This is a genomic window from Frankia sp. CoWAU3, from assembly GCF_977971855.1.
In genome coordinates, this window is the sequence record NZ_CDWWXB010000041.1 from 1 (window position 1) to 18,839 (window position 18,839).

Genomic DNA, 18,839 nt, shown 5'->3' on the forward strand with positions numbered 1-18,839 from the left:
CTGACCGTGCTGCTCAGCAGCCACAACATGAACGAGGTCGAGGAGATCTGCGACAACGTCACGATCATGCGTACCGGCCGGGTGGTCTACCACGGCTCGATCGGCCAGCTGCGTGCCCAGGCGCCGGACCCGTCCCACCGGCTGGCGACCAGCGACGACGACCGGGCGCTGGAGCTGGCCGCCGACCATCCCGGCGTAGCCGTGTCGACTCATCCGGACGGCGGGCTGGCGCTGACCGCCCAGCCCGTGGCCGCGGACGCCTACATCATCGCCCTCGGCCGGGACGGTGTGGCCGTACGGACCCTCGGACTGGAGATCGCGCCACTGGAGTCGCTGTTCTTCATGTTCACCGAACCCGACCGGACCGCCGCCGCCGACCTGCCAACCCAGCAGCACGCCCGCCTCGGAGCGACCCGGTGACCACGACAAGCACAGCCTCCGCGACGACCACCACGCCCCCCGGCGACGGTCGGGGCACGTCCGGCCGGCCGCGGCCGGGTGACGAGCGCCTACCGGTGGGAGGTCACCAAGCTTGCCGCCCAGGCCCGCACCCGCGCGACGCTCGCCGTCTGCCTGCTCGCCCCGTTCGTGTTCGTCGTGCTGCTCGACCGCCAGGACCGTGTCCCGAAGGACACCCTGTACGGCCGGTGGTTGCACGCCAGCGGCTTCGCGACCCCGCTGCTCATCCTCGGCTTCGCCGCCCAATGGGTGTTCCCGCTGCTGACCAGCCTGGTGGCCGGGGACATCTTCGCCAGCGAGGACCAGCACGGCACCTGGAAGACGATCCTGACCCGCTCGCACAGCCGCACCCAGATCTTCTGGGCCAAGACGTTGGCCGCGGCGACGTTCGCGGTCCTTGTCCTCGCCGTTCTGGCGGCCAGCTGCCTGGCCGCCGGCGTCCTGCTCGTCGGTCACCAGCCGCTGGAAAGCCTCTCGGGCACCCTGCTGCCGCCCGGCCGGACCGCCGGGCTGGTGCTGGCCGCGTGGGCGACCGTGCTGCTGCCGCTGCTCGGCTTCACCGCCCTCGGGATCATGCTGTCGGTGCTCACCCGCAGCAGCCCCGCCGGGATCGTCGGCCCGATCATCCTCGGGCTGCTCATGCAGCTCTACTCGTTCCTCAACGGCGCCGACGCGATCCGCCACCTGCTGCTGGTCACCCCGTTCGACGCCTGGCACGGCCTGCTGGCGGCGCACCCGTACTACGGGCCCCTGGGTCAGGGTGCGCTGGTCAGCGTCGGCTACATCGCGATCTGCCTGGCGGTCGCCTACACGGCGCTGCGTCGGCGCGACATCACCGGAGGCTGACCCCGATGCGACGACCTGCCCTCGTCCGACCTGCCCTCGTCCGACTGGCCCGGGCGACGTCCGCCGTCAGCGCCGCGACCGCCCTGGCCGGTTGTGCCACGGACGTCACCCGGCCCCGCGTCGAAAACTCCTTCGGTCCCGTCTTCGCCAACCTCTACACCCACCAGCAGGCCCTGCTCGGTCACCCCGGCCTTACCCCGGCCGCCGTCGCAGCCAAGGCCAGTTGCGACAAAGGCGGCCCCCAGGTACCGGACCGGGGCGCCGGCAGCGACTGGATCTGCCAGCTCCGCTGGACCGACAGCGCCGGAAAGCCCCAGAACGGCAAGTTCGAGCTCCAGGTCCGCTCCAACGGCTGTTACCAGGCCGGCGGCCCATCCAAGCTTGTCGGTCCGCTGACCATAAAGGCCACCACGGGCACCTATGTGATCAACCCGGTGTTCGAGTTCGACGGCTGCTTCGACACCACCTGAATCGCGGGGCGTGGGGAGGCACGGCCGGCACGGCCATCCCGGTGAGCGGGGCCGGCCGGCCCCGCGTCCCGCCCTCGGGCGCGAACCGATCAACCAGGAAAATAACCCTTGGACGTAACCTATGATATTCATGAAACTACTAGATAGGACTACTGGCGAGGTCAGGCGTGGCCCTGGGCCAACAGCATTGCGTTTAACCACCCGATTTCTATCTCCCAGCCACCCCTAGGAGTGGTGCAACCACCCTTCGCTGGCTGCAAAGTTGTGACCCACTTCACGCAACGATGCAGCGGAGGGCCGATGGGAATCCTGGTCAATATCGACAACGGTGGCACGTTCACCGATGTGTGCGTGACGGACGGTGAACGCATCGTGCATGCGAAGACGCCGACGACCCCGCACGATTTAACGCAGTGTTTCGTCGACGGGCTGCGGACAGTGTCCGACCGGCTGTATGGCGAGGAGGACACCGCTCGTCTGTTGCGCGAGACGGAGTACCTGCGCTATTCGACGACGTCGGGTACGAACGCCGTGGTCGAGCGGAAGGGCGCACCGGTCGCCCTGCTGGTCGACAGCGGTGCGGAGGAGGACGTCTACGGCATTGCGAACCTGGTCGACGCCTCGCTGTGGCAGGCGTTGGTGCCGCATTCTCCGGTCGGGATCGCGGTGGGCGCCGACGGGTCGGTGGGCCTGGCGGAGTTCACGACGGCAATCAACGAACTGTTGGCGACGAGCACCTCGCGGATCGTGATCGCGCTGCGGAGCGCGGCGGCGGAGCGGGTGATCAAGAATCTGTTGTTGGAGCGGTACCCGCGGCATCTGCTGGGCGCGGTTCCGTTCACCCTGTCGCATGAGCTTGTGCACGACGTCGACGACGCGCGGCGGGTGCTGACCGCGGTTCTGAACTCCTACCTGCACCCGGGGATGGAGCACTTCCTCTACGGCGCGGAGAAGGCGTGCCGGGAGAACGGGCTGGCTCGCCCGCTGCTGATCTTCCGGAATGACGGGGACTCGGCCCGGGTGGCCAAGACCACGGCGTTGAAGACGTGGGGTTCCGGGCCGCGGGGTGGGCTGGAGGGCAGCGTCGCCTACGCCTCGCTCTACGGCGCGGACGTGCTGGTCGGGGTGGACGTGGGTGGCACCACGACCGACGTGTCGGTCGTGGTGGACAAGGCCCTGACGGTGCACGCGCACGGCCGGGTCGATTCGGCGCAGACCTCGCTGCCGATTCCGGACCTGAGCAGTGTCGGGCTGGGTGGCAGTTCGGTGGTCCAGGTCGTCGACGGTCAGATTCAGATCGGTCCGCGCAGTGTGGGTGCCGCGCCCGGCCCGGCGTCTTTCGGCCGTGGTGGCACCGATGCGACGGTGACCGATGCCCTGCTGCTTGCCGGGGTGTTGGACCCGGACAACTATCTGGGTGGGGATCTGAAGTTGGACCCGGCCCGGGCGGAGCGGGCGTTGCTGACCCATGTCGGGGAGCCGCTGTCGTTGTCGGCGCAGGCCGCGGCACTCGCGGTGTTGCGGGTGTTCGAGGAGCAGGCGGGGGCCGCGGTCAAGGAGATGATCTCCGCGGCGGGTCGTGAGCCGGGTGAGGCCACGCTGCTGGCCTTCGGTGGCGCCGGTCCGGTGCTTGCCTCGGGGATCGCGCGGGCGGCAGGGATCGCGCGGGTGATCGTGCCGCATCTGTCGGCGGTGTTCAGCGTGTTCGGTATCGGTTTCAGCGGGTTGGCGCACGAGTACAGCGTGCCGATGCCGGGCGTCGACGTCGAGGTGAAGGCGGCCCGCGACGATCTGCTGGCCCGCGCGCGGCGTGACATGTTCGGTGAAGGCGTGTCCATCGACGAATGCACTGTCGAGACCCGCGGCCGATTCATCGTCGACGGCGTTTTGCGGGACGAGACGTGGACCGACGGGTCGTCTCCCGGGCAGGCCGATCAGCTGGTGGTGCGGGCCTGGTATCCGCTGCCGACCTTCGAGCTCGTGGCCGATGAACACAGCACGGTCCAGCCGGCGGCCGCGGACGGATCGCGTCGTATCCATTTCGCTGACGGTAACGAGCAGGAGATTGCGGTCTACCGTCCGGAGAACCTGGGGCCGGGGCAGGGGGCCGCGGGGCCGGCGCTGGTCGCGGGTGACTATCTGACCTGTCTGATCGAGCCCGGGTGGGGGTTCCGGGTGAGCAGCAACTCTGACCTGATCCTGGAGGCCCAGCAGTGAGCGAGCAGCAGTCCACCGTGAACATCACCGAGTATCTCGCGATTAATCTAGCGACCGAGCGATGGACCTGCCGGGTGTGCGGGCAGGACATCGCGAACGCCCGCGAGAACTACAAGACCGGGCTGCTGGTCCACAACCGTGACCCGCGGGAGATTCACCGGCCGATCCTGGACGAGAGCTACGAGTTCACCTACGCCCCCGACCCGGCCTGGTGCCGGATCGTCGAGTTCTACTGCCCGGGTTGCGGGACGCAGGTGGAGAACGAGTACCTGCCGCCTGGCCATCCGCTGACGCACGACCTCGAACTCGATATCGACGCGTTGAAGCGTCGCCACCTCAGCGCTGTGGAGGGCTAGGGACATGCGGCAGGTAAGCGTTGACATCGGTGGTACGTTCACCGACTGCTTTCTTGTCTACGACGACGCCTACATCGAGGCGAAGTCGCTGACCACGCATCACAACCTCGCCTCCGGGTTCATGGATGCCCTGGCAAAGGCCAGCGCCCAGGCGGACCTGGATGTGCAGACGGTGCTCTCGACCGTCGACGCGGTGCGTTACGCCACGACCCTCGGGACGAACGCGCTCATCGAACGCAGCGGTCCGGCGGTCGGCATCCTCACCACCGCCGGTTTCGAATCGACCGTGCCGCTGATGCGGGCCCGTGGCTACGGCGACGGGCTGACCGAGGCCCAGCAGTCCGACCTGCCCGCCGCGGACCGGCCGGTGTCGCTGGTGCCGGTGACCCGGATCGCCGGAGTGCAGGAACGCGTCGACTACGGCGGCACGGCGGTGCTGTCCATCGACGAGGACGACGTGCGCCGCCAGGTGCGCAAGCTGGTGGACGAGGGCGCGCAGGCGTTCGTGGTCGCGCTGGTCAACGCGGTGATCAACCCGGCCCACGAGAAGGAAGTCGAGCGGATCATCCTCGACGAGTACCCCACGCACATGCTGGGGTCGATCCCGATCGTGCTGTCGCACCGGGTGACCGGCCGCAAGGGTGAGTACGCCCGGACCATGTCGGCGGTCATCGACGCCTACCTGCACAGCCAGATGTACCACGGGCTGGCGTCGCTGGAGATCGAGCTGCGCCGCAACGGCTACACCAAGCCGATGCTGCTGGTGCACAACACCAGCGGCATGGCCCAGCTGAACTCGACCTCCTCGCTGCAGACCATCCACTCCGGACCGGTCGCCGGGTTGGAGGCCACCAACTACCTGTCGAAGACCTACCACCAGCCCAACGTCATCGCCACCGACATGGGCGGCACCAGCTTCGACATCGGCCTGGTCACCTCCGACGGGGTGAAGTTCTACGACTTCAACCCGGTCATCGACCGCTGGCTCGTCTCCACCCCGATGACCTACCTGCACACCCTCGGCGCCGGCGGTGGCTCCATCGCCCGCTACGACCGCCTGTGGGAGGCCATCGAGGTCGGCCCGGAAAGCGCCGGCTCCGACCCGGGCCCGGCCTGCTACGGCCGGGGTGGGCGGTTCCCGACCACCACGGACGCGAACCTGGTGCTGGGCTACCTCGACGCGGACAACTACGCCGGTGGCACGATCAAGCTCAGCCTGCGCCGGGCGCAGCGGGCCATCGAGGAGCACATCTGCAAGCCCACCGGACTGAGCCTGATCGAGGCGGCGAAGGCGATCAAGCGCAAGGTGGACAGCAACATGGCCAACGCGATCTTCAAGGAGGTCGCGGTTAAGGGCTATAACCCGAAGAACTTCGTCGCGCTTAGCTACGGCGGCGGTGGTCCGCTGCACGCCTGCGGATACGCCAACACGCTGGGCATCCAGAATGTGCTGATCCCGCCGTTCAGCTCGGTGTTCTCCGCGCTGGGCGCCGGCAATATGAACCAGCTGCACATTCACGAGTACTCGATGTACCTGATGGTCTACGACGCCACCACCCGCAAGATGTTGGACGACTTCCAGGTCTTCAACGACACGGTGACGGAACTCGCCGCGAAGGGCCGCGACGACCTCCTCCGCCAGGGCGCCGACCCCGCCAACATCCGCTCGCGGGTGGAGCTGGACATGCGCTACGGCAACCAGCTCGCCCAGATCGGGGTCGTGTTGCCGTTCGACCGGCTCACCTCACACCGCGACGTGATCGAGCTGCTGGACCTGTTCAGCAGCATCTACGCCAAGCGGTACGGCGAAGGCAGCCAGGCACCCGAGGCCGGTGTGCGCATCAACGTCATCCGCGTGGTCAGCTACGTCGAACGCGACAAGTTCGACCTGCAGCCCACCCAGGCCGAGCCGCGCCCCGCGTCGAACCCCGCCCGGTGGCGGGAATGCCACTACCCGGGCATCGACGGCGCGGTCAAGACTGCCGTCTACGACTTCGCCGACCTCGAAGAAGGCCACGTCATCGAGGGCCCCGCCCTGATCGAAACCCCGAGCACGACCTACCTCGCCGAACCCGGATGGCAGCTGACCATCGGCCGTACCGGCTCCGCGGTGCTCGTTCGGACCATCTGAGCGAGACGTGGGAAGCGAGGTTGGTAACCATGCCAGCCACCATGCAGGCACTGGCGTTTCTCGGCATCGGCAAGGCCGGCGTCATCGAGAAGCCCATACCGAAGCCGGGGCCAACTGACGCGATCGTACGGACAACATCGGCGCTTATCTGCACCTCCGATGTGCACACCGTCCGGGGCGCCATGCCCGTTCCCGAAGGCCGCGGTCTCGGGCACGAGGCGGTTGGTGTCGTCCACGACCTGGGCTCCGCGGTCACTGGATTCGAGGCCGGTGAGCGGGTAGCGGTCGGGGCGCTTACGCCGTGCTTTCACTGCGGCCCCTGCCAGCGGGGTTTCAGTACCCAGTGCCAGGGAATGCTCGGTGGGTACAAATTCACCACGCAACGCGATGGCAACATGGCGGAGTACTTTCTCGTCAACAATGCGGCCGCCAACCTCGCTCGCATTCCGGCCGACCTGCCCGACGAGAAAGCCGTCTACGCGACCGACATGCTCTCCACCGGGTTCGGTGGCGCGGAGAACGCGCAGCTGCGGCTCGGTGAGTCCGTCGCGATCTTCGCTCAGGGGCCGGTAGGGTTATCCGCCACCATCGGCTGCCGGCTGCTCGGTGCCGGACTGATCATCGCCGTGGAAGGACGGCCCGAACGGCAGGAGCTGGCACGTCGATTCGGCGCGGACGTGGTCGTCGACCCCGCCGCTGGTGATGTGGTGAACCAGATCCTCGATCTCACCGGCGGCGTCGGCGTGGACGGCGCGATCGAGGCGCTCGGTCATCCGCAGACCTTCGAGGACTGCATCCGGGTGACCAAACCCGGTGGCCGGATTTCGAACATCGGGTATCACGGTGAGAACCCGGCACCGCTGCAGATCCCGTTGGAACCGTTCGGCCTGGGTATGTCGGACAAGAAGATCCTGACGTCGCTCTGCCCAGGCGGAAGCGATCGGCTCGAGCGAATCTTCGCCCTCATGCGTTCCGGCCGGGTGGATCCCACGCCGATGACGACCCATGAGTTCGGGTTCGACGAGGTCGAACGTGCCTTCAGCATGATGGAAACCAAGGAGGACGGCGTCATCAAACCCCTCATCCGTTTCGCATAACCAGTAAAATCAGGAGGGCGTAAAACCAGGAGGGCTGGGCGCTGCCCGGCGGTTCCGCCGCGGCACGCCCGGCCCTCCGCCGCCCGTACCCGCAGCATGCCCGGCAGGCCGCCCGGTAGGCGGGCTGCCCGTTCAGGAGGTTTCATCCCGATGACCACCAGCACCGGTAGCGCCACCGTTTCCAGTCCCCCACAGCCATTACTGAACGAGAGCGAGACCTTACCCGCCTCGTTACCCGCTCCGCCGCCCCTCAGCCCGCTGCGCGGCAACCCGGCCGTGTTCGGCCTCCCCACCGTCATCGCCGGGGCTTTCGGCCTCGGGCTGGTCGACACCGGCTGGCTTCCGCCCGCCGCGGCCGGCGCCGTACTGCCGATCATCCTGACCTCCGCGGCCGTCGGTCTCCTGGTCGCCGCGATCTGGGCGGCGGCGCTCGGGCAGAACCCCCTGGCCAGCCTGTTCGCGGTGTTCTTCGGGTTCTACGGCAGCTACGCCGCGTTTGGCCTCGGCCTCGGCCACAACTGGTACAACATCCCCGCCACCCAGATCACCAGGACCACCGAGCTGTGGCTGATCAGCTGGCTGGTCACCCTCGTCCTGGTCACCGTGGCCACCCTGCGCCTGCCCAGCAGCTTCACCCTGCTGCTCGGGTTCGCGGACGGCGCGCTCCTGCTGCTACTGCTCGGTACCATCAACACCAGCACCGCCCTCACCCACGCTGGCGGCTACCTGGTGTTCGGCTTCACCGCGGTAGCGGCCTACCTCTACCTCGCCGTCATGTCCGCCGAGACCGGTCGGAAGGGTCTGCCGTTCGGCAAGCCGGTCATCTCCGGATAACATACTGCGATCCGATGGCCGTAGCTGGCCGGCTAACGCGTATTGATGGAAAGTTCTTGTACTGAGCCGAACGCGCCGTCAGGCTGATGGAAACTAGCAAAGTCGGCGTCATCAACCCCCTCGTCCGTTTCGCGTGGCCTGTGCCGGGCCTGGGAAGCCGCTCGCCCTCGCCCGCCAGGCACGTCTTACCAGAAGGTGTAGATTCATGAGCCAGCCCGACCACGCTGACGGCAAGTCGCTCGTCGAGAAGTTCCTCGAAGAAAACGTCCTGTTCCTCGGGCCCGACCCCGAGATCATGCAAAGCCACCATCTCGCCCCGGAGTCGCCCCGCGAAACGGAGGCGCTCGCGCGGTTCACCGATCCCGAGCAGATCAACCTGGTGCGGCACAAGCTGCAGACCGCGTGTAACGAGTCCTTCGACATGGTCGAGCAGATGGGCGCGGCGCCGGGCGCGAAGTGGGGCGACCTGATCTCCGGGGTGTGGACGGCCTCGGGTGACCTGGCCCTGTCCAGCATGGGTGGTGTGCTGCTGTTCTCGGTGCTCACGCAGCACCCGGTCAAGTTCATTGTCAAGTACTGGGTGGATGAGCCGACGGTCGGGGTCCGTGAGGGCGACATCTTCATGCACAATGACGCCCGCTACGGCAATGCCCACAACACCGATCAGAGCCTCCTCATCCCGGTCTTCCACGAGGGGCAGCTGATCTGCTTCGCCGGCGCGGTCGTGCATGAGGGTGAGAACGGAGCCACCGAACCCGGCGGTATGCCCTCGGCGGCGGAGTCCCCGTTCGACGAGGGATTGAAGATCCCGCCGCTCAAGGTGGGCGAGAACTACACGTTCCGCCGCGACATCATGACATTCCTGCAGAACTCGGTGCGCGAGCCGAAGCTGCAGCTGGAGGGCATGAAGGCCAAACTGTACGCGGCGATGCGGACAAGGGACCGGATCCACGACACCATCGCCGAGTACGGTGTCGACGCGGTCGTCGCCACGTTGCGGCGCACCCTGACCGACACCGCCGACGAGGTCCGCCGCCGGCTGAGGTCGTGGCCGGAGGGCACCGTGCGGCAGAACGTCTTCCCGGACGGGACGCTGCGGGAGAACTGCCTGGTCAAGATCAGGATGGCGATGACCAAGAAGGACGACGAGCTGATCCTGGATTTCCGTGGCTCGTCACCGGAGTTCCTGAACCGGTCCAACAACACGATCCTTTCGTCGATGAAGGGCATGCTGGCCCAGGAGTTCCTGACGTTCGTGTGGCCGGACCTGCCGCGGAACCAGGCGGTGTTCGAGCCGATGACTGTTCTCACCGACCCAGGGTCGGCGCTGAACTGTTCGCCGGAGGCGCCGAACGCGCAGTGCATGATGACGTTCTTCCCTTCCTTCACGGCGGCTCAGTTGGCGGTGCCGAAATTCCTCTACAGCGCGGGTGAACGTTCTACGGACATCGTTGCCGGCTGGTTCAACATGATCGTCACTTTCATCTACGGTGGCGTCACCCAGCACGGCGAGCTGGTGGGTAACGTGTGTGCCGACCTCAACGGCATGGGCGGGGCCGCGCGGTCCAACCGGGACGGCGAGCACGCGATCGCCCCGATCTTCGCGCCCATGGCCGACATCGGGGAGCAGGAACTCATCGAGGAAGAAGTCCCGATTCTCAAGATCGTGCCGAACAGGGTAATGCGGGACAACCAGGGCTTCGGAAAGTTCCGCGGCGGCCAGGGCTACCAGCAGATCGCCACCGTCAAGGACAGCGCCATGTGGGGCTTCATGGCGTGCAGCATCGGCTCGAAGTTCCCCAGCTCGCACGGCATCTTCGGCGGCTACGGCCCCGGCACCTACCCGCTGTGCAAGATCAAGAATGTCGATATCTTCAAGGTGATGGACAACCAGCGCGAACTGCTGCGCTACACCGTCGAGGAACTGATGAACGAGCGTCCGTTCCCGGACGCGACCTATTCGACGCATCACATGGGCATGCAGTTCGAGCTCGCCGAGCGCGGTGAGCTGTACATGCTCACCCAGGGCACCGGCGGTGGCTACGGGGACGTGCTCGAACGCGATCCCGAGCTGGTGGCTTCCGACTACCGCGACGGCCTGGTGTCCATGGACACCGTCCGCGACATCTACCACGTGGTGCTCAACCCCGACACCGCCGTGGTGGACGCCGAGGGGACCACGGCGGCCCGGGAGGCCGAGCGGGCGGCTCGGCTGCGGCGGGGCAAGCCGTATGCGGAGTTCGTCAAGGAGTGGGAGACCGAGACGCCTCCGGCCGACGTGCCGTTCTTCGGCTCCTGGGGCGACCCGCGGGTGCTGTTCCGCGGCACTCCGCAGGACACCTGCCCCGCGGACGCGATCGTGCCGGTGATGATGCCCGACCCGAAGGACGTGCGGATCGCGCAGCTGGAGGCCAAGCTGGCGGAGCTGCAGGACTGACGGTGCAGGGCTGACGGCGTGGGCCTGATGCTGCGGGACTGATGAGGACGGCGGGAGAACGATGAACGCTGTGGACGACTGGATCCACGCCAGGCGCGACACCCTGACCTGGCTGGACTGCGACCGGTACGTGTGGAGGGTCTTCGCCGGCGCCCCCGAGCGCTGGTATGACGACCTGGCCACGCTGGTCGCGGCGAGTGCACAGGCACACCGGTTACTGCGGTCCGATGTGTACGGTGCCAACGTTTCAGGTCCGTTCTCCCGCCACCTCGTCGGCGATAGCGAGGCCGCTGCCGTCTGTGCGGCGTTGGAGCTGCCGGCGCCGCGCCGCGTGCTGGCCGACACTCTCGACGCGCTGCTGCACCAGTTCGGCGATCGTGTCGACCTGGTGCTGGACTGCCCGTCACCGCGCAGGCTGCTCGCGTCCGGTGCGGAGATCGACTTCGACGCGCTCGACGACGTCGCGACCGGCTTGCTGGAGGTGATCCGCTCGGTGGCGGACCGGCCGGTCCGGGGGCTGCAGATCACCTGTGACACGGCGGGCGGGCCGGATGAGGACGAGACCGACGCCTGGTCCAGTCTGCTGGCCGCGGCCGGGCACTACGGCTGGATCACCGCGGTCCGACTGAACGGCGTGACCGACCCCGACCAGCTCGACCCCAAGCTGCCCGGCGACCTGCTGCTCCTGCCGCACCTGCCAGCCGGCGTCCTGCCCGATGATCGGCGCTACGGCGGGGGACTGCCAGCGGAGGTGTGGAGCGATACGAGCGAGGCCGCCCGGCTGCTCGACGCCGCCGCCAAGCGTGGGTTCCGGTTCGGGGAGATCCCCACCGAGGCCTCCCCGGAAATCGTGCTGACCAGGCTCACCGCCCTGGCCGCGGGCACGCATTGAAGGGATCCGCCGTGGACGACGTGGAGATCGTGGGCTGGGGTCATACCCCGTTTGGCCGTCTGCCCGAGGAGACTCTGGAGTCGCTGATCGTCGCCGCCGCGCGGGAGGCGATCGCGTCGGCGGGTCTGCGCCCGCGGGAGATCGACGAGATTGTTCTCGGTACCTACAACGCGGGGTTGCAGCCGTTGGCGTTTCCTTCCTCGCTGGTGCTGGAGGCCGATGACGATCTGTTGTTCACCCCGGCGACCCGGGTGGAGAACGCGTGTGCGAGCGGGTCGGCGGCGTTGCTGTGCGGGGTGCGGGCGATTCGGTCCGGGCAGGCGCGCCGGGTGCTGGTGGTCGGGGCGGAGAAGATGACCCACGCGCCGGCCGAGGCTGTCGGTGGGGCTTTGCTGGGTGCCGACTATGGGCATGCCGGCGAGTGCTCGCCTGCCGGGTTCGCGCGGTTGTTCGCCGATGTCGCCGAGGCCTACTTCACCAAGTATGGTGATCACAGTGATGCGTTGGCGCGGATCGCGGCGAAGAATCATCGTAACGGGGTGGTGAATCCGTACGCCCATCTGCGTTCCGATCTCGGCTTCGAGTTCTGTGGCACGGTCGGCCCGCGTAATCCGGTGGTCGCGGGCCCGCTGCGGCGTACGGACTGCTGTCCGGTCTCGGATGGTGCCGCCGCGGTGGTGCTGGCCGCGCCGGGTGGTGCGCCGCGTGCCCCGGCGGTGCGGATCCGTGCTCTGGCGCAGGCCAACGATTTCCTGCCGGCCGCGCGGCGTCATCCGCTGGCGTTCGCCGCCGCGCATGGGGCCTGGCAGGCGGCGTTGGGGCAGGCCCGGGCGCGGCTGTCCGACCTGCACCTGCTGGAGCTGCACGACTGTTTCACCATCGCGGAGTTGCTGGAGTACGAGGTCGTCGGGTTGTGCCCGCCGGGCGGCGGGGGGCAGGTCGTCGCCGACAGGGTCGTGGACCGGGACGGCACGCTGCCGGTCAACCCCTCCGGGGGGTTGAAGGCCAAGGGTCATCCGGTTGGTGCCACCGGGGTGTCCCAGCATGTGATGGCGGTCCTGCAGCTCACCGGCAACGCCGGGGCGATGCAGATCCCCGGGGCCACCGTCGCCGGGGTGTTCAACATGGGTGGCCTGGCGGTCGCCAACTATGCGAGTGTCCTGGAGCGTGTGCGATGAGTGATCTCACCGGGAAAAGTGACCTGACCCTGAAGGCGGTGTTCGTCGACGCGTTGGACCGGTTCGGCGCGCGTCCCGCCCTGCACTATCAGGGGCGGACCTACGGGTACGGCGAGATCGTGGCCGCGGCGAACCAGCTCGCGCACCGGCTGCGTGCGGCGGGGGTGGGGCCGGGGGTGTCGGTGGCGTTGATGATGTCCAACCGGCCCGAGTACATCGTCGCGGATCAGGCGATCCTGCGGTGTGGCGCGGTCAAGGTGGCGCTCAACGACATGCTGTCGGCCAGCGAGATCGACTACATTCTGCGGGACAGTGAGGCCCGGGTCGTCCTCGCCGATGCGGGGATGCTCCCGGCGGCGCTGCACTCCGCGCCGCCCCTGTTGGAGACGGTCATCGCCGTCGTCGACCCGAACGACTGCCCGGGCGGGGTGGTGGCGTGGCGCGACGCGCTGGCCGGGCAGCCGACCACCGTGCCGGAGGTCGACCCGACACCCACCGACCCGGGGTTGATCGTCTATACCGGGGGTACGACCGGTCTGCCCAAAGGGGTGATGCACACCCAGCGGAATCTCGCGCTCAATCTGTTCTCGCACGTGATGGAGATGGGGCTGCTCGACGACGAGGTGCTGCTGTTGATGTCGCCGCTGCCGCACAGCGCGGGTTTCCTGCTGCAGGCCGGGATGCTCAAGGGGGCCCGGCACTTCCTGGAGACCAGGTTCGACCCGGAGCTGGTGCTTGAGCGGATCACCGCCGACCGGGTAACCTTCACGTTCATGGTGCCTACCATGATCTACCGGGTGCTTGACCGGGCGGCGGGCCGCGCGTTGGACCTCAGCTCGCTGCGGACCATCCTGTACGGTGCCGCGCCGATCACCCGGGAGCGGCTGGAGCAGGGCCTGGAGGTGCTCGGCCCGGTGTTCATGCAGCTGTACGGGCAGTCGGAGGCGCCGAACTTCATCACCCGTCTTCGCCGTGAGGATCATCGTCTTGATCCTGACGGGGAGCATCGGCTGGCCAGCTGTGGTCAGCCGGTCGTCATGGCCACGGTCAGGGTGGTCGACGAGGCTGGCCGGGAGCTGCCCCGCGGTCAGGTCGGGGAGATCGTCGCCGCCACGCCGTACACGATGGTGGGGTATCGGGGCCGGCCCGAGCAGACCGCCAAGGCGCTGCGGGACGGGTGGTTGCATACTGGGGATATCGGGCGGATGGATGCCGAGGGGTACGTCTATCTGCTGGACCGCAAGAACGATATGATCATCACCGGTGGGATGAACGTGTACAGCACGGAGGTGGAGAACGCGGCGGCGGCCTGTCCTGGGGTTGGGCAGGTCGCGGTCGTCGGGGTGCCGCATCCGGACTGGGGTGAGGCGGTCGTGGCGTTCGTCGTGCCCGACGATACCGGTGCGTTCGACGAGGCCAAGCTGCTGGCGCACTGTCGGGTCGAGCTTGCCCGGTACAAGCAGCCCAAGGCCGTGCGGGTCGTCGAGGCCCTGCCGACCACCGTGTATGGCAAGCTGGACAAGAAGGCGCTGCGGGCCGGCTGGCCCGGTTGGTGACGCCCAAAGTGTTGCGGCCTGGGCGGCCAGTGCGAAAATCAGCCCGAGGGCATGTGAGTATCGTCACGAACGCGTGGCAGGGGAGCCGGGCGGGGAGCCCTCGGAAGCGAGGCGAGCTGGATGGACACCAAGGCACGTCCCACGCTGGCCGTGTCCACGAAGTTTCAGGCACCCACCTATGACACCCAGCTGGTCGGCCGGGACCGGCTTCTCGACGTGTTGCGAGATGGCCGGGCCCGGCGGCTGGCTTTGATCCACGCGCCGGCCGGGTTCGGGAAGACCACGCTGGCGGTGCAGTGGCAGCGGGTGCTGCGCGCCGAGGGGGTGCCGGTGGCGTGGCTGAGCCTTGACCGGGACGACAACGACGCGGTGTGGTTCCTCAGCCATCTCATCGAAGCGGTGCGCCGGGTCGAACCGACCCTGGGCGGTGACCTGGTCGAGGTGCTGGAGGGGCATTCCGACGACGCGCAGCGGTATGTGCTCACCGAGCTGGTCAACCAGCTTGCCGAGCATCGGCGGCCGTTGGCGATCGTGCTCGACGACTGGCATCTCATCGACGCCCCGCAGGCTGTTGCCGCGTTGGAGTTCCTGCTGGAAGCGGGTCCGGCCAACCTGCATCTGATCGTCACCAGCCGGACCCGGTCGCCGGCCGTGGGCCGGTTGAAGGTGCGTAACCAGGTGACGGAGATCGACGCCACGCAGCTGCGGTTCGACCATCGGGAGTCCGCGGCCTTCCTGCTTGAGCTCAACGAGTTGGATCTCGACAGCACGGACGTGCATCGGCTGTGGTCGAGTACCGATGGCTGGGTCGCTGCGTTGCAGCTGGCGACCCTGTCGCTGCGTGACAGCGCCGACCCGTCGGCGTTGATCCGCGGTTTCTCCGGGCGGCATCACTCCCTGGGTGACTATCTCGCCGAGAACGTGTTCGATGCGCTGCCCGCGGATCTGCTCGACTTCCTGCTCACGACTTCCGTCTGTGATCGGCTCTGCGGTGATCTGGCGGCGGCGGTGAGTGGGCAGCGGCGGGGGCAGGCGCTGTTGGAGGAGCTGGAACGGCGGGACTTGTTCCTGCGGCCGCTCGACGACAATCGGGAGTGGTTTCGCTACCACCATCTGTTCGTGGGTTACCTGCGCCGCCGCCTGGAGCGTGATCATGCGGATCGGGTGGTGACCCTGCACCGGACCGCGTCGGTCTGGTTCGCTGATCATGGTCTGCTCGGTGAGGCGGTCACCCATGCCCTGGCCGCCGGTAACGAGGCCGGGGCGGTGGACCTGGTGGAGCGGCAGGCCATGCACCTGGTGGAGCACAGCCGGATGGCTGTCCTGCTCAGCCTGGTCAACAAGCTGCCGTCGGCGCTGCTGCCCGGCCGGCCGCGGCTGCAGATCGCGATCGCCTGGGCCAACTGTCTGCTGCAACGGGCGCAGCCCGCGCAGGTCGCGCTCGACCACGTGCGTGCGGCCCTGGCACCCGACGACACCAGCGACACCGGTAAGGACATCCTCGGCGAGGCCGATGTCGTCCAGGCCTGCATCGACGTCTATGGTGACCGGATCGACCGTGCCGCTGACCTGGTCGCTCCCTACATTGTGAAGAATTCCGGCTACCGGCGGTGGCTGGTCGCGGTGTCGTCCAACATCCGGACCTTCGTCGACATCCACACCTTCGCCTACGACACCGCGCAGGCGCGGCAGCGGTGGGCCAACGCCTTCCACGACACCACCCGCGGGCCTTTCGCCGGCGTGTACGGGCGCTGCTTCGCCGGACTCGCGGCGTTCGCCCAGCTTGACCTGGTGACCGCCGAACGCCTGTACCGGGAAGCCGTGGCCCTCGCCCGTGAAGCCGCCGGGCCGCGCTCGCACGCCGCCCGGCTGGCCGGCGCGCTGCTGGGCCGGCTGTACTACGAGCGGGGCGACATCGACGCCGCCGAGCGGCTGCTGGAGGAGTGCCACGAGCTCGGTGCCGAAAGCGGCGTCGCCGATCTCATGATCGCCACCTACTCCACGCTGGCCCGCATCAAGACCCTGCGCGGTGAGATCGAGGACGTCTGGCACCTGCTCGACGAGGGCAGCGAGGCGGCGAGCCAGCTCGTTCTGCCTCGGTTGTCGGCCGCCGTCGATCACGAACGCCTGCGGCTGCACCTGGCCCGTGGGGACCTCGGGCGCGCCCAGAACGTGCTCGCCCGCCAAGGCGACGACGTCGCCCGCGGCGGCGACGGCATCGCCATGGCCACCCGCCACTACCAGCTCGCGATGCGCGCGCGGGTCATGGCCGCCCAGGCCGACTACGACGGTGCCCTGCGGCTGCTGTCCCAGATGCACCAGGAGAGCAGCTCTGTGGCCTGGCGGTACGCCGAAACGGCCACGCGTATCGACCTCGCGGTGGTGCACTCGCTGACCGGCGACACCGACGCCGCGCTGCGCACCCTCGTGCCCGCCGTCGTCGCCGGGGCCCGCTGCGGTCTGGTGCGCACCGTTACCGACGCCGGCCCGGAACTCCTGAAGATCATTGGCGAGCTGCGGGACGCGAGCCGGTGCCGCCGGTGGCCGGTGGAGTTGCCCACAGTGCCCTCCGACTACCTGTCCAAGCTGCTCGCCACGGCCCACGCGGACGCGGAACGGGCGGCGATCCCCATCATCGATCGCCCGGCCGAGCGGAACCCCGCTCCCGAAGAGCCGCTCAACGCCCGCGAGATCGACATCCTCCGTCTGCTGGACCGCGGACTGTCGAACAAGGAAATCGCGCGTAACCTCGGTCTGACCATCAACACCGTCAAGTGGTACCTCAAGAGCATCTACACCAAGCTCGGGGTCGCTCGGCGCGGGGAATCGGTCTCGGAGGCCCGCCGGCGCCGGATCCTGGCCTGAATGCCCTGGTGGCCCTGAACGCCCTGGTAGCGGGTGCCGATTCCACGACGGGGAGGACAGCGATGCCTGACACCCGGCTCAGCGAGGAGCAGGAAGCCCTGCGCAAGGCCGTGGAGGCGTTCGCCCGCGAGGTGGTCGCCCCCGCGGCGGCGCGGCACGACGAGGAGAAGACGTTCCCGTACGAGGTCGTCGCACAGATGGCCGACATGGGCCTGTTCGGTCTGCCGTTCCCGGCGGAGTACGGTGGGCAGGGCGCCGACTTCTTCGCCCTCTGCCTGGCCATCGAGGAGCTGGCCCGGGTCGACTCAGCGGTGGCGATCACGCTGGAGGCCGGGGTTGGCCTCGGCGCGATGCCGATCTACCGGTTCGGTACGCCGGCGCAGCGGGAGGAGTGGCTGCCGTCGCTCGCCAGCGGGCGGGCGTTGGCCGCGTTCGGGCTGACCGAACCAGACGCGGGCAGCGACGCTGGCGGCACCCGCACCACCGCCCGGCTCGACGGCGGCGACTGGATTATCAACGGCTCGAAGGCCTTCATCACCAACTCGGGTACCGACATCACCCGGCTCGTCACCGTCACCGCTGTCACGGGGCGGACCCCGGCCGGACACAAGGAGATCTCGTCCGTCCTGGTGCCGGTGCCCACTCCCGGCTTCACCGCCGGTCCGGCCTATTCGAAGGTCGGCTGGCATGCCTCCGACACCCATCCGCTGACCTTCGACGACGTGCGGGTGCCCGCGGAGAATCTGCTCGGTGCGCGCGGCCGCGGCTTTGCGAACTTCCTGCAGATCCTGGACGAGGGCCGGATCGCGATTTCCGCGCTGGCCGTCGGGCTGGCGCAGGCCTGCGTGGACGAGAGCGTGAAATACGCGAAGCAGCGGGAGGCATTCGGCGCGCCGATCGGCCGCAACCAGGCAATCGCCTTCAAGATTGCCGAGATGGAGGCGCGGGCGTACGTGGCCCGCGCCGCCTACTACGACGCGGCCTCCCGGATGCTTGCCGGCCTGCCCGTCAGGAAGGAGGCGGCGATGGCGAAGCTGTTCTCCTCGGAGGCGGCGGTGACGAATGCCCGCGAGGCCACGCAGATCCATGGCGGCTACGGGTTCATGAACGAATACCCGGTCGCCCGGCACTGGCGGGACGCCAAGATCCTGGAGATCGGCGAGGGCACCAGCGAGGTCCAGAAGATGCTGATCGCGCGCGAACTGGGTCTGTAGGTCACGAGGCTCGCGAGAACACCGCCGGCATCCCGCGAAAGATCATCAGCGGGTGGCGGTCGGCCCGGGTGCCGGGCGCCGCGCTCCCGCGGCGAGCAGGGCGGCCAGGCCGAGCCGGTGCAGCAGGTCCGCCAGCTGTGGCCGACTCATCGTCACCGCGCTGTAGGGGGTGGAGTTCAACAGGCCGAAGGTGGCGTGGACGGCGGCGCGGGCGGTGCCCTCGGCGAGTTCGGGGCTGCGGGCGCACAGCTGGGCGACCCAGAGCTCGACGTAGCCGCGTTGCAGCC

General features: G+C 68.3%; 14 protein-coding genes and 1 pseudogene. 14 read left to right on the forward strand and 1 reads right to left on the reverse strand.

Annotation, left to right across the window (positions count from 1 at the left end; translation table 11 throughout):
- The 14 genes from AC08ON_RS06360 to AC08ON_RS06425 all read left to right on the forward strand — a co-directional run.
- A partial coding sequence (locus AC08ON_RS06360) for an ATP-binding cassette domain-containing protein (RefSeq protein WP_476616623.1) occupies nt 1–420 on the forward strand: 420 nt, incomplete at its 5' end.
- 78 nt (nt 421–498) lie between these two features.
- Nucleotides 499–1,305: an ABC transporter permease gene (locus AC08ON_RS06365; protein ID WP_476606803.1), complete on the forward strand. Its 807-nt coding sequence runs from the start codon at nt 499–501 to the stop codon at nt 1,303–1,305.
- Between the two features lie 5 nt (nt 1,306–1,310).
- Nucleotides 1,311–1,775, forward strand: coding sequence for a hypothetical protein (locus AC08ON_RS06370; RefSeq protein ID WP_476606802.1), 465 nt, complete (start codon nt 1,311–1,313; stop codon nt 1,773–1,775).
- A gap of 300 nt (nt 1,776–2,075) precedes the next feature.
- Entirely contained in the window at nt 2,076–3,992 is a 1,917-nt protein-coding gene (locus AC08ON_RS06375) for a hydantoinase/oxoprolinase family protein (RefSeq protein ID WP_476606801.1), read from the forward strand.
- On the forward strand, nt 3,989–4,348 hold the full coding sequence (locus AC08ON_RS06380; RefSeq protein WP_476606800.1) for an acetone carboxylase subunit gamma: 360 nt from the start codon (nt 3,989–3,991) through the stop codon (nt 4,346–4,348). Before AC08ON_RS06375 ends, AC08ON_RS06380 begins: the two co-directional genes overlap by 4 nt.
- A gap of 4 nt (nt 4,349–4,352) precedes the next feature.
- On the forward strand, nt 4,353–6,479 hold the full coding sequence (locus AC08ON_RS06385; protein WP_476606799.1) for a hydantoinase/oxoprolinase family protein: 2,127 nt from the start codon (nt 4,353–4,355) through the stop codon (nt 6,477–6,479).
- 29 nt (nt 6,480–6,508) lie between these two features.
- On the forward strand, nt 6,509–7,576 hold the full coding sequence (locus tag AC08ON_RS06390) for an NAD(P)-dependent alcohol dehydrogenase (protein ID WP_476606798.1): 1,068 nt from the start codon (nt 6,509–6,511) through the stop codon (nt 7,574–7,576).
- A 150-nt stretch (nt 7,577–7,726) separates the two neighbouring features.
- Nucleotides 7,727–8,410 (forward strand): GPR1/FUN34/YaaH family transporter, encoded by a 684-nt coding sequence (locus AC08ON_RS06395; RefSeq protein ID WP_476606797.1) that lies wholly within the window; start codon nt 7,727–7,729, stop codon nt 8,408–8,410.
- A gap of 205 nt (nt 8,411–8,615) precedes the next feature.
- Nucleotides 8,616–10,847, forward strand: coding sequence for a hydantoinase B/oxoprolinase family protein (locus tag AC08ON_RS06400; protein WP_476606796.1), 2,232 nt, complete (start codon nt 8,616–8,618; stop codon nt 10,845–10,847).
- A gap of 61 nt (nt 10,848–10,908) precedes the next feature.
- Nucleotides 10,909–11,739 carry a hypothetical protein gene (locus tag AC08ON_RS06405; protein ID WP_476606795.1) on the forward strand — a complete coding sequence of 277 codons (831 nt, stop codon included), beginning with the start codon at nt 10,909–10,911 and terminating at the stop codon, nt 11,737–11,739.
- Between the two features lie 11 nt (nt 11,740–11,750).
- A complete protein-coding gene (locus AC08ON_RS06410) occupies nt 11,751–12,917 on the forward strand; it encodes an acetyl-CoA acetyltransferase (protein ID WP_476606794.1) in 1,167 nt (388 codons plus the stop codon).
- Nucleotides 12,914–14,473: a class I adenylate-forming enzyme family protein gene (locus AC08ON_RS06415; protein ID WP_476606793.1), complete on the forward strand. Its 1,560-nt coding sequence runs from the start codon at nt 12,914–12,916 to the stop codon at nt 14,471–14,473. Before AC08ON_RS06410 ends, AC08ON_RS06415 begins: the two co-directional genes overlap by 4 nt.
- 120 nt (nt 14,474–14,593) lie before the next feature.
- Nucleotides 14,594–17,338, forward strand: coding sequence for a winged helix-turn-helix domain-containing protein (locus tag AC08ON_RS06420; protein WP_476606792.1), 2,745 nt, complete (start codon nt 14,594–14,596; stop codon nt 17,336–17,338).
- 62 nt (nt 17,339–17,400) lie between these two features.
- Nucleotides 17,401–18,552, forward strand: coding sequence for an acyl-CoA dehydrogenase family protein (locus tag AC08ON_RS06425; protein ID WP_476606791.1), 1,152 nt, complete (start codon nt 17,401–17,403; stop codon nt 18,550–18,552).
- A gap of 45 nt (nt 18,553–18,597) precedes the next feature.
- Here AC08ON_RS06425 and AC08ON_RS06430 read toward each other — a convergent pair.
- A pseudogene (locus tag AC08ON_RS06430) lies at nt 18,598–18,839 on the reverse strand (TetR/AcrR family transcriptional regulator); the annotation flags it as partial.

What these genes read in the sequence shown, in the direction of transcription:
- AC08ON_RS06370 (WP_476606802.1), top strand. Translation starts at nt 1,311, where the DNA reads ATGCGACGACCTGCCCTCGTCCGACCTGCCCTCGTCCGACTGGCCCGG.
- AC08ON_RS06375 (WP_476606801.1), top strand. Translation starts at nt 2,076, where the DNA reads ATGGGAATCCTGGTCAATATCGACAACGGTGGCACGTTCACCGATGTG.
- AC08ON_RS06385 (WP_476606799.1), top strand. Translation starts at nt 4,353, where the DNA reads ATGCGGCAGGTAAGCGTTGACATCGGTGGTACGTTCACCGACTGCTTT.
- AC08ON_RS06390 (WP_476606798.1), top strand. Translation starts at nt 6,509, where the DNA reads ATGCCAGCCACCATGCAGGCACTGGCGTTTCTCGGCATCGGCAAGGCC.
- AC08ON_RS06395 (WP_476606797.1), top strand. Translation starts at nt 7,727, where the DNA reads ATGACCACCAGCACCGGTAGCGCCACCGTTTCCAGTCCCCCACAGCCA.
- AC08ON_RS06400 (WP_476606796.1), top strand. Translation starts at nt 8,616, where the DNA reads ATGAGCCAGCCCGACCACGCTGACGGCAAGTCGCTCGTCGAGAAGTTC.
- AC08ON_RS06405 (WP_476606795.1), top strand. Translation starts at nt 10,909, where the DNA reads ATGAACGCTGTGGACGACTGGATCCACGCCAGGCGCGACACCCTGACC.
- AC08ON_RS06415 (WP_476606793.1), top strand. Translation starts at nt 12,914, where the DNA reads ATGAGTGATCTCACCGGGAAAAGTGACCTGACCCTGAAGGCGGTGTTC.
- AC08ON_RS06420 (WP_476606792.1), top strand. Translation starts at nt 14,594, where the DNA reads ATGGACACCAAGGCACGTCCCACGCTGGCCGTGTCCACGAAGTTTCAG.
- AC08ON_RS06425 (WP_476606791.1), top strand. Translation starts at nt 17,401, where the DNA reads ATGCCTGACACCCGGCTCAGCGAGGAGCAGGAAGCCCTGCGCAAGGCC.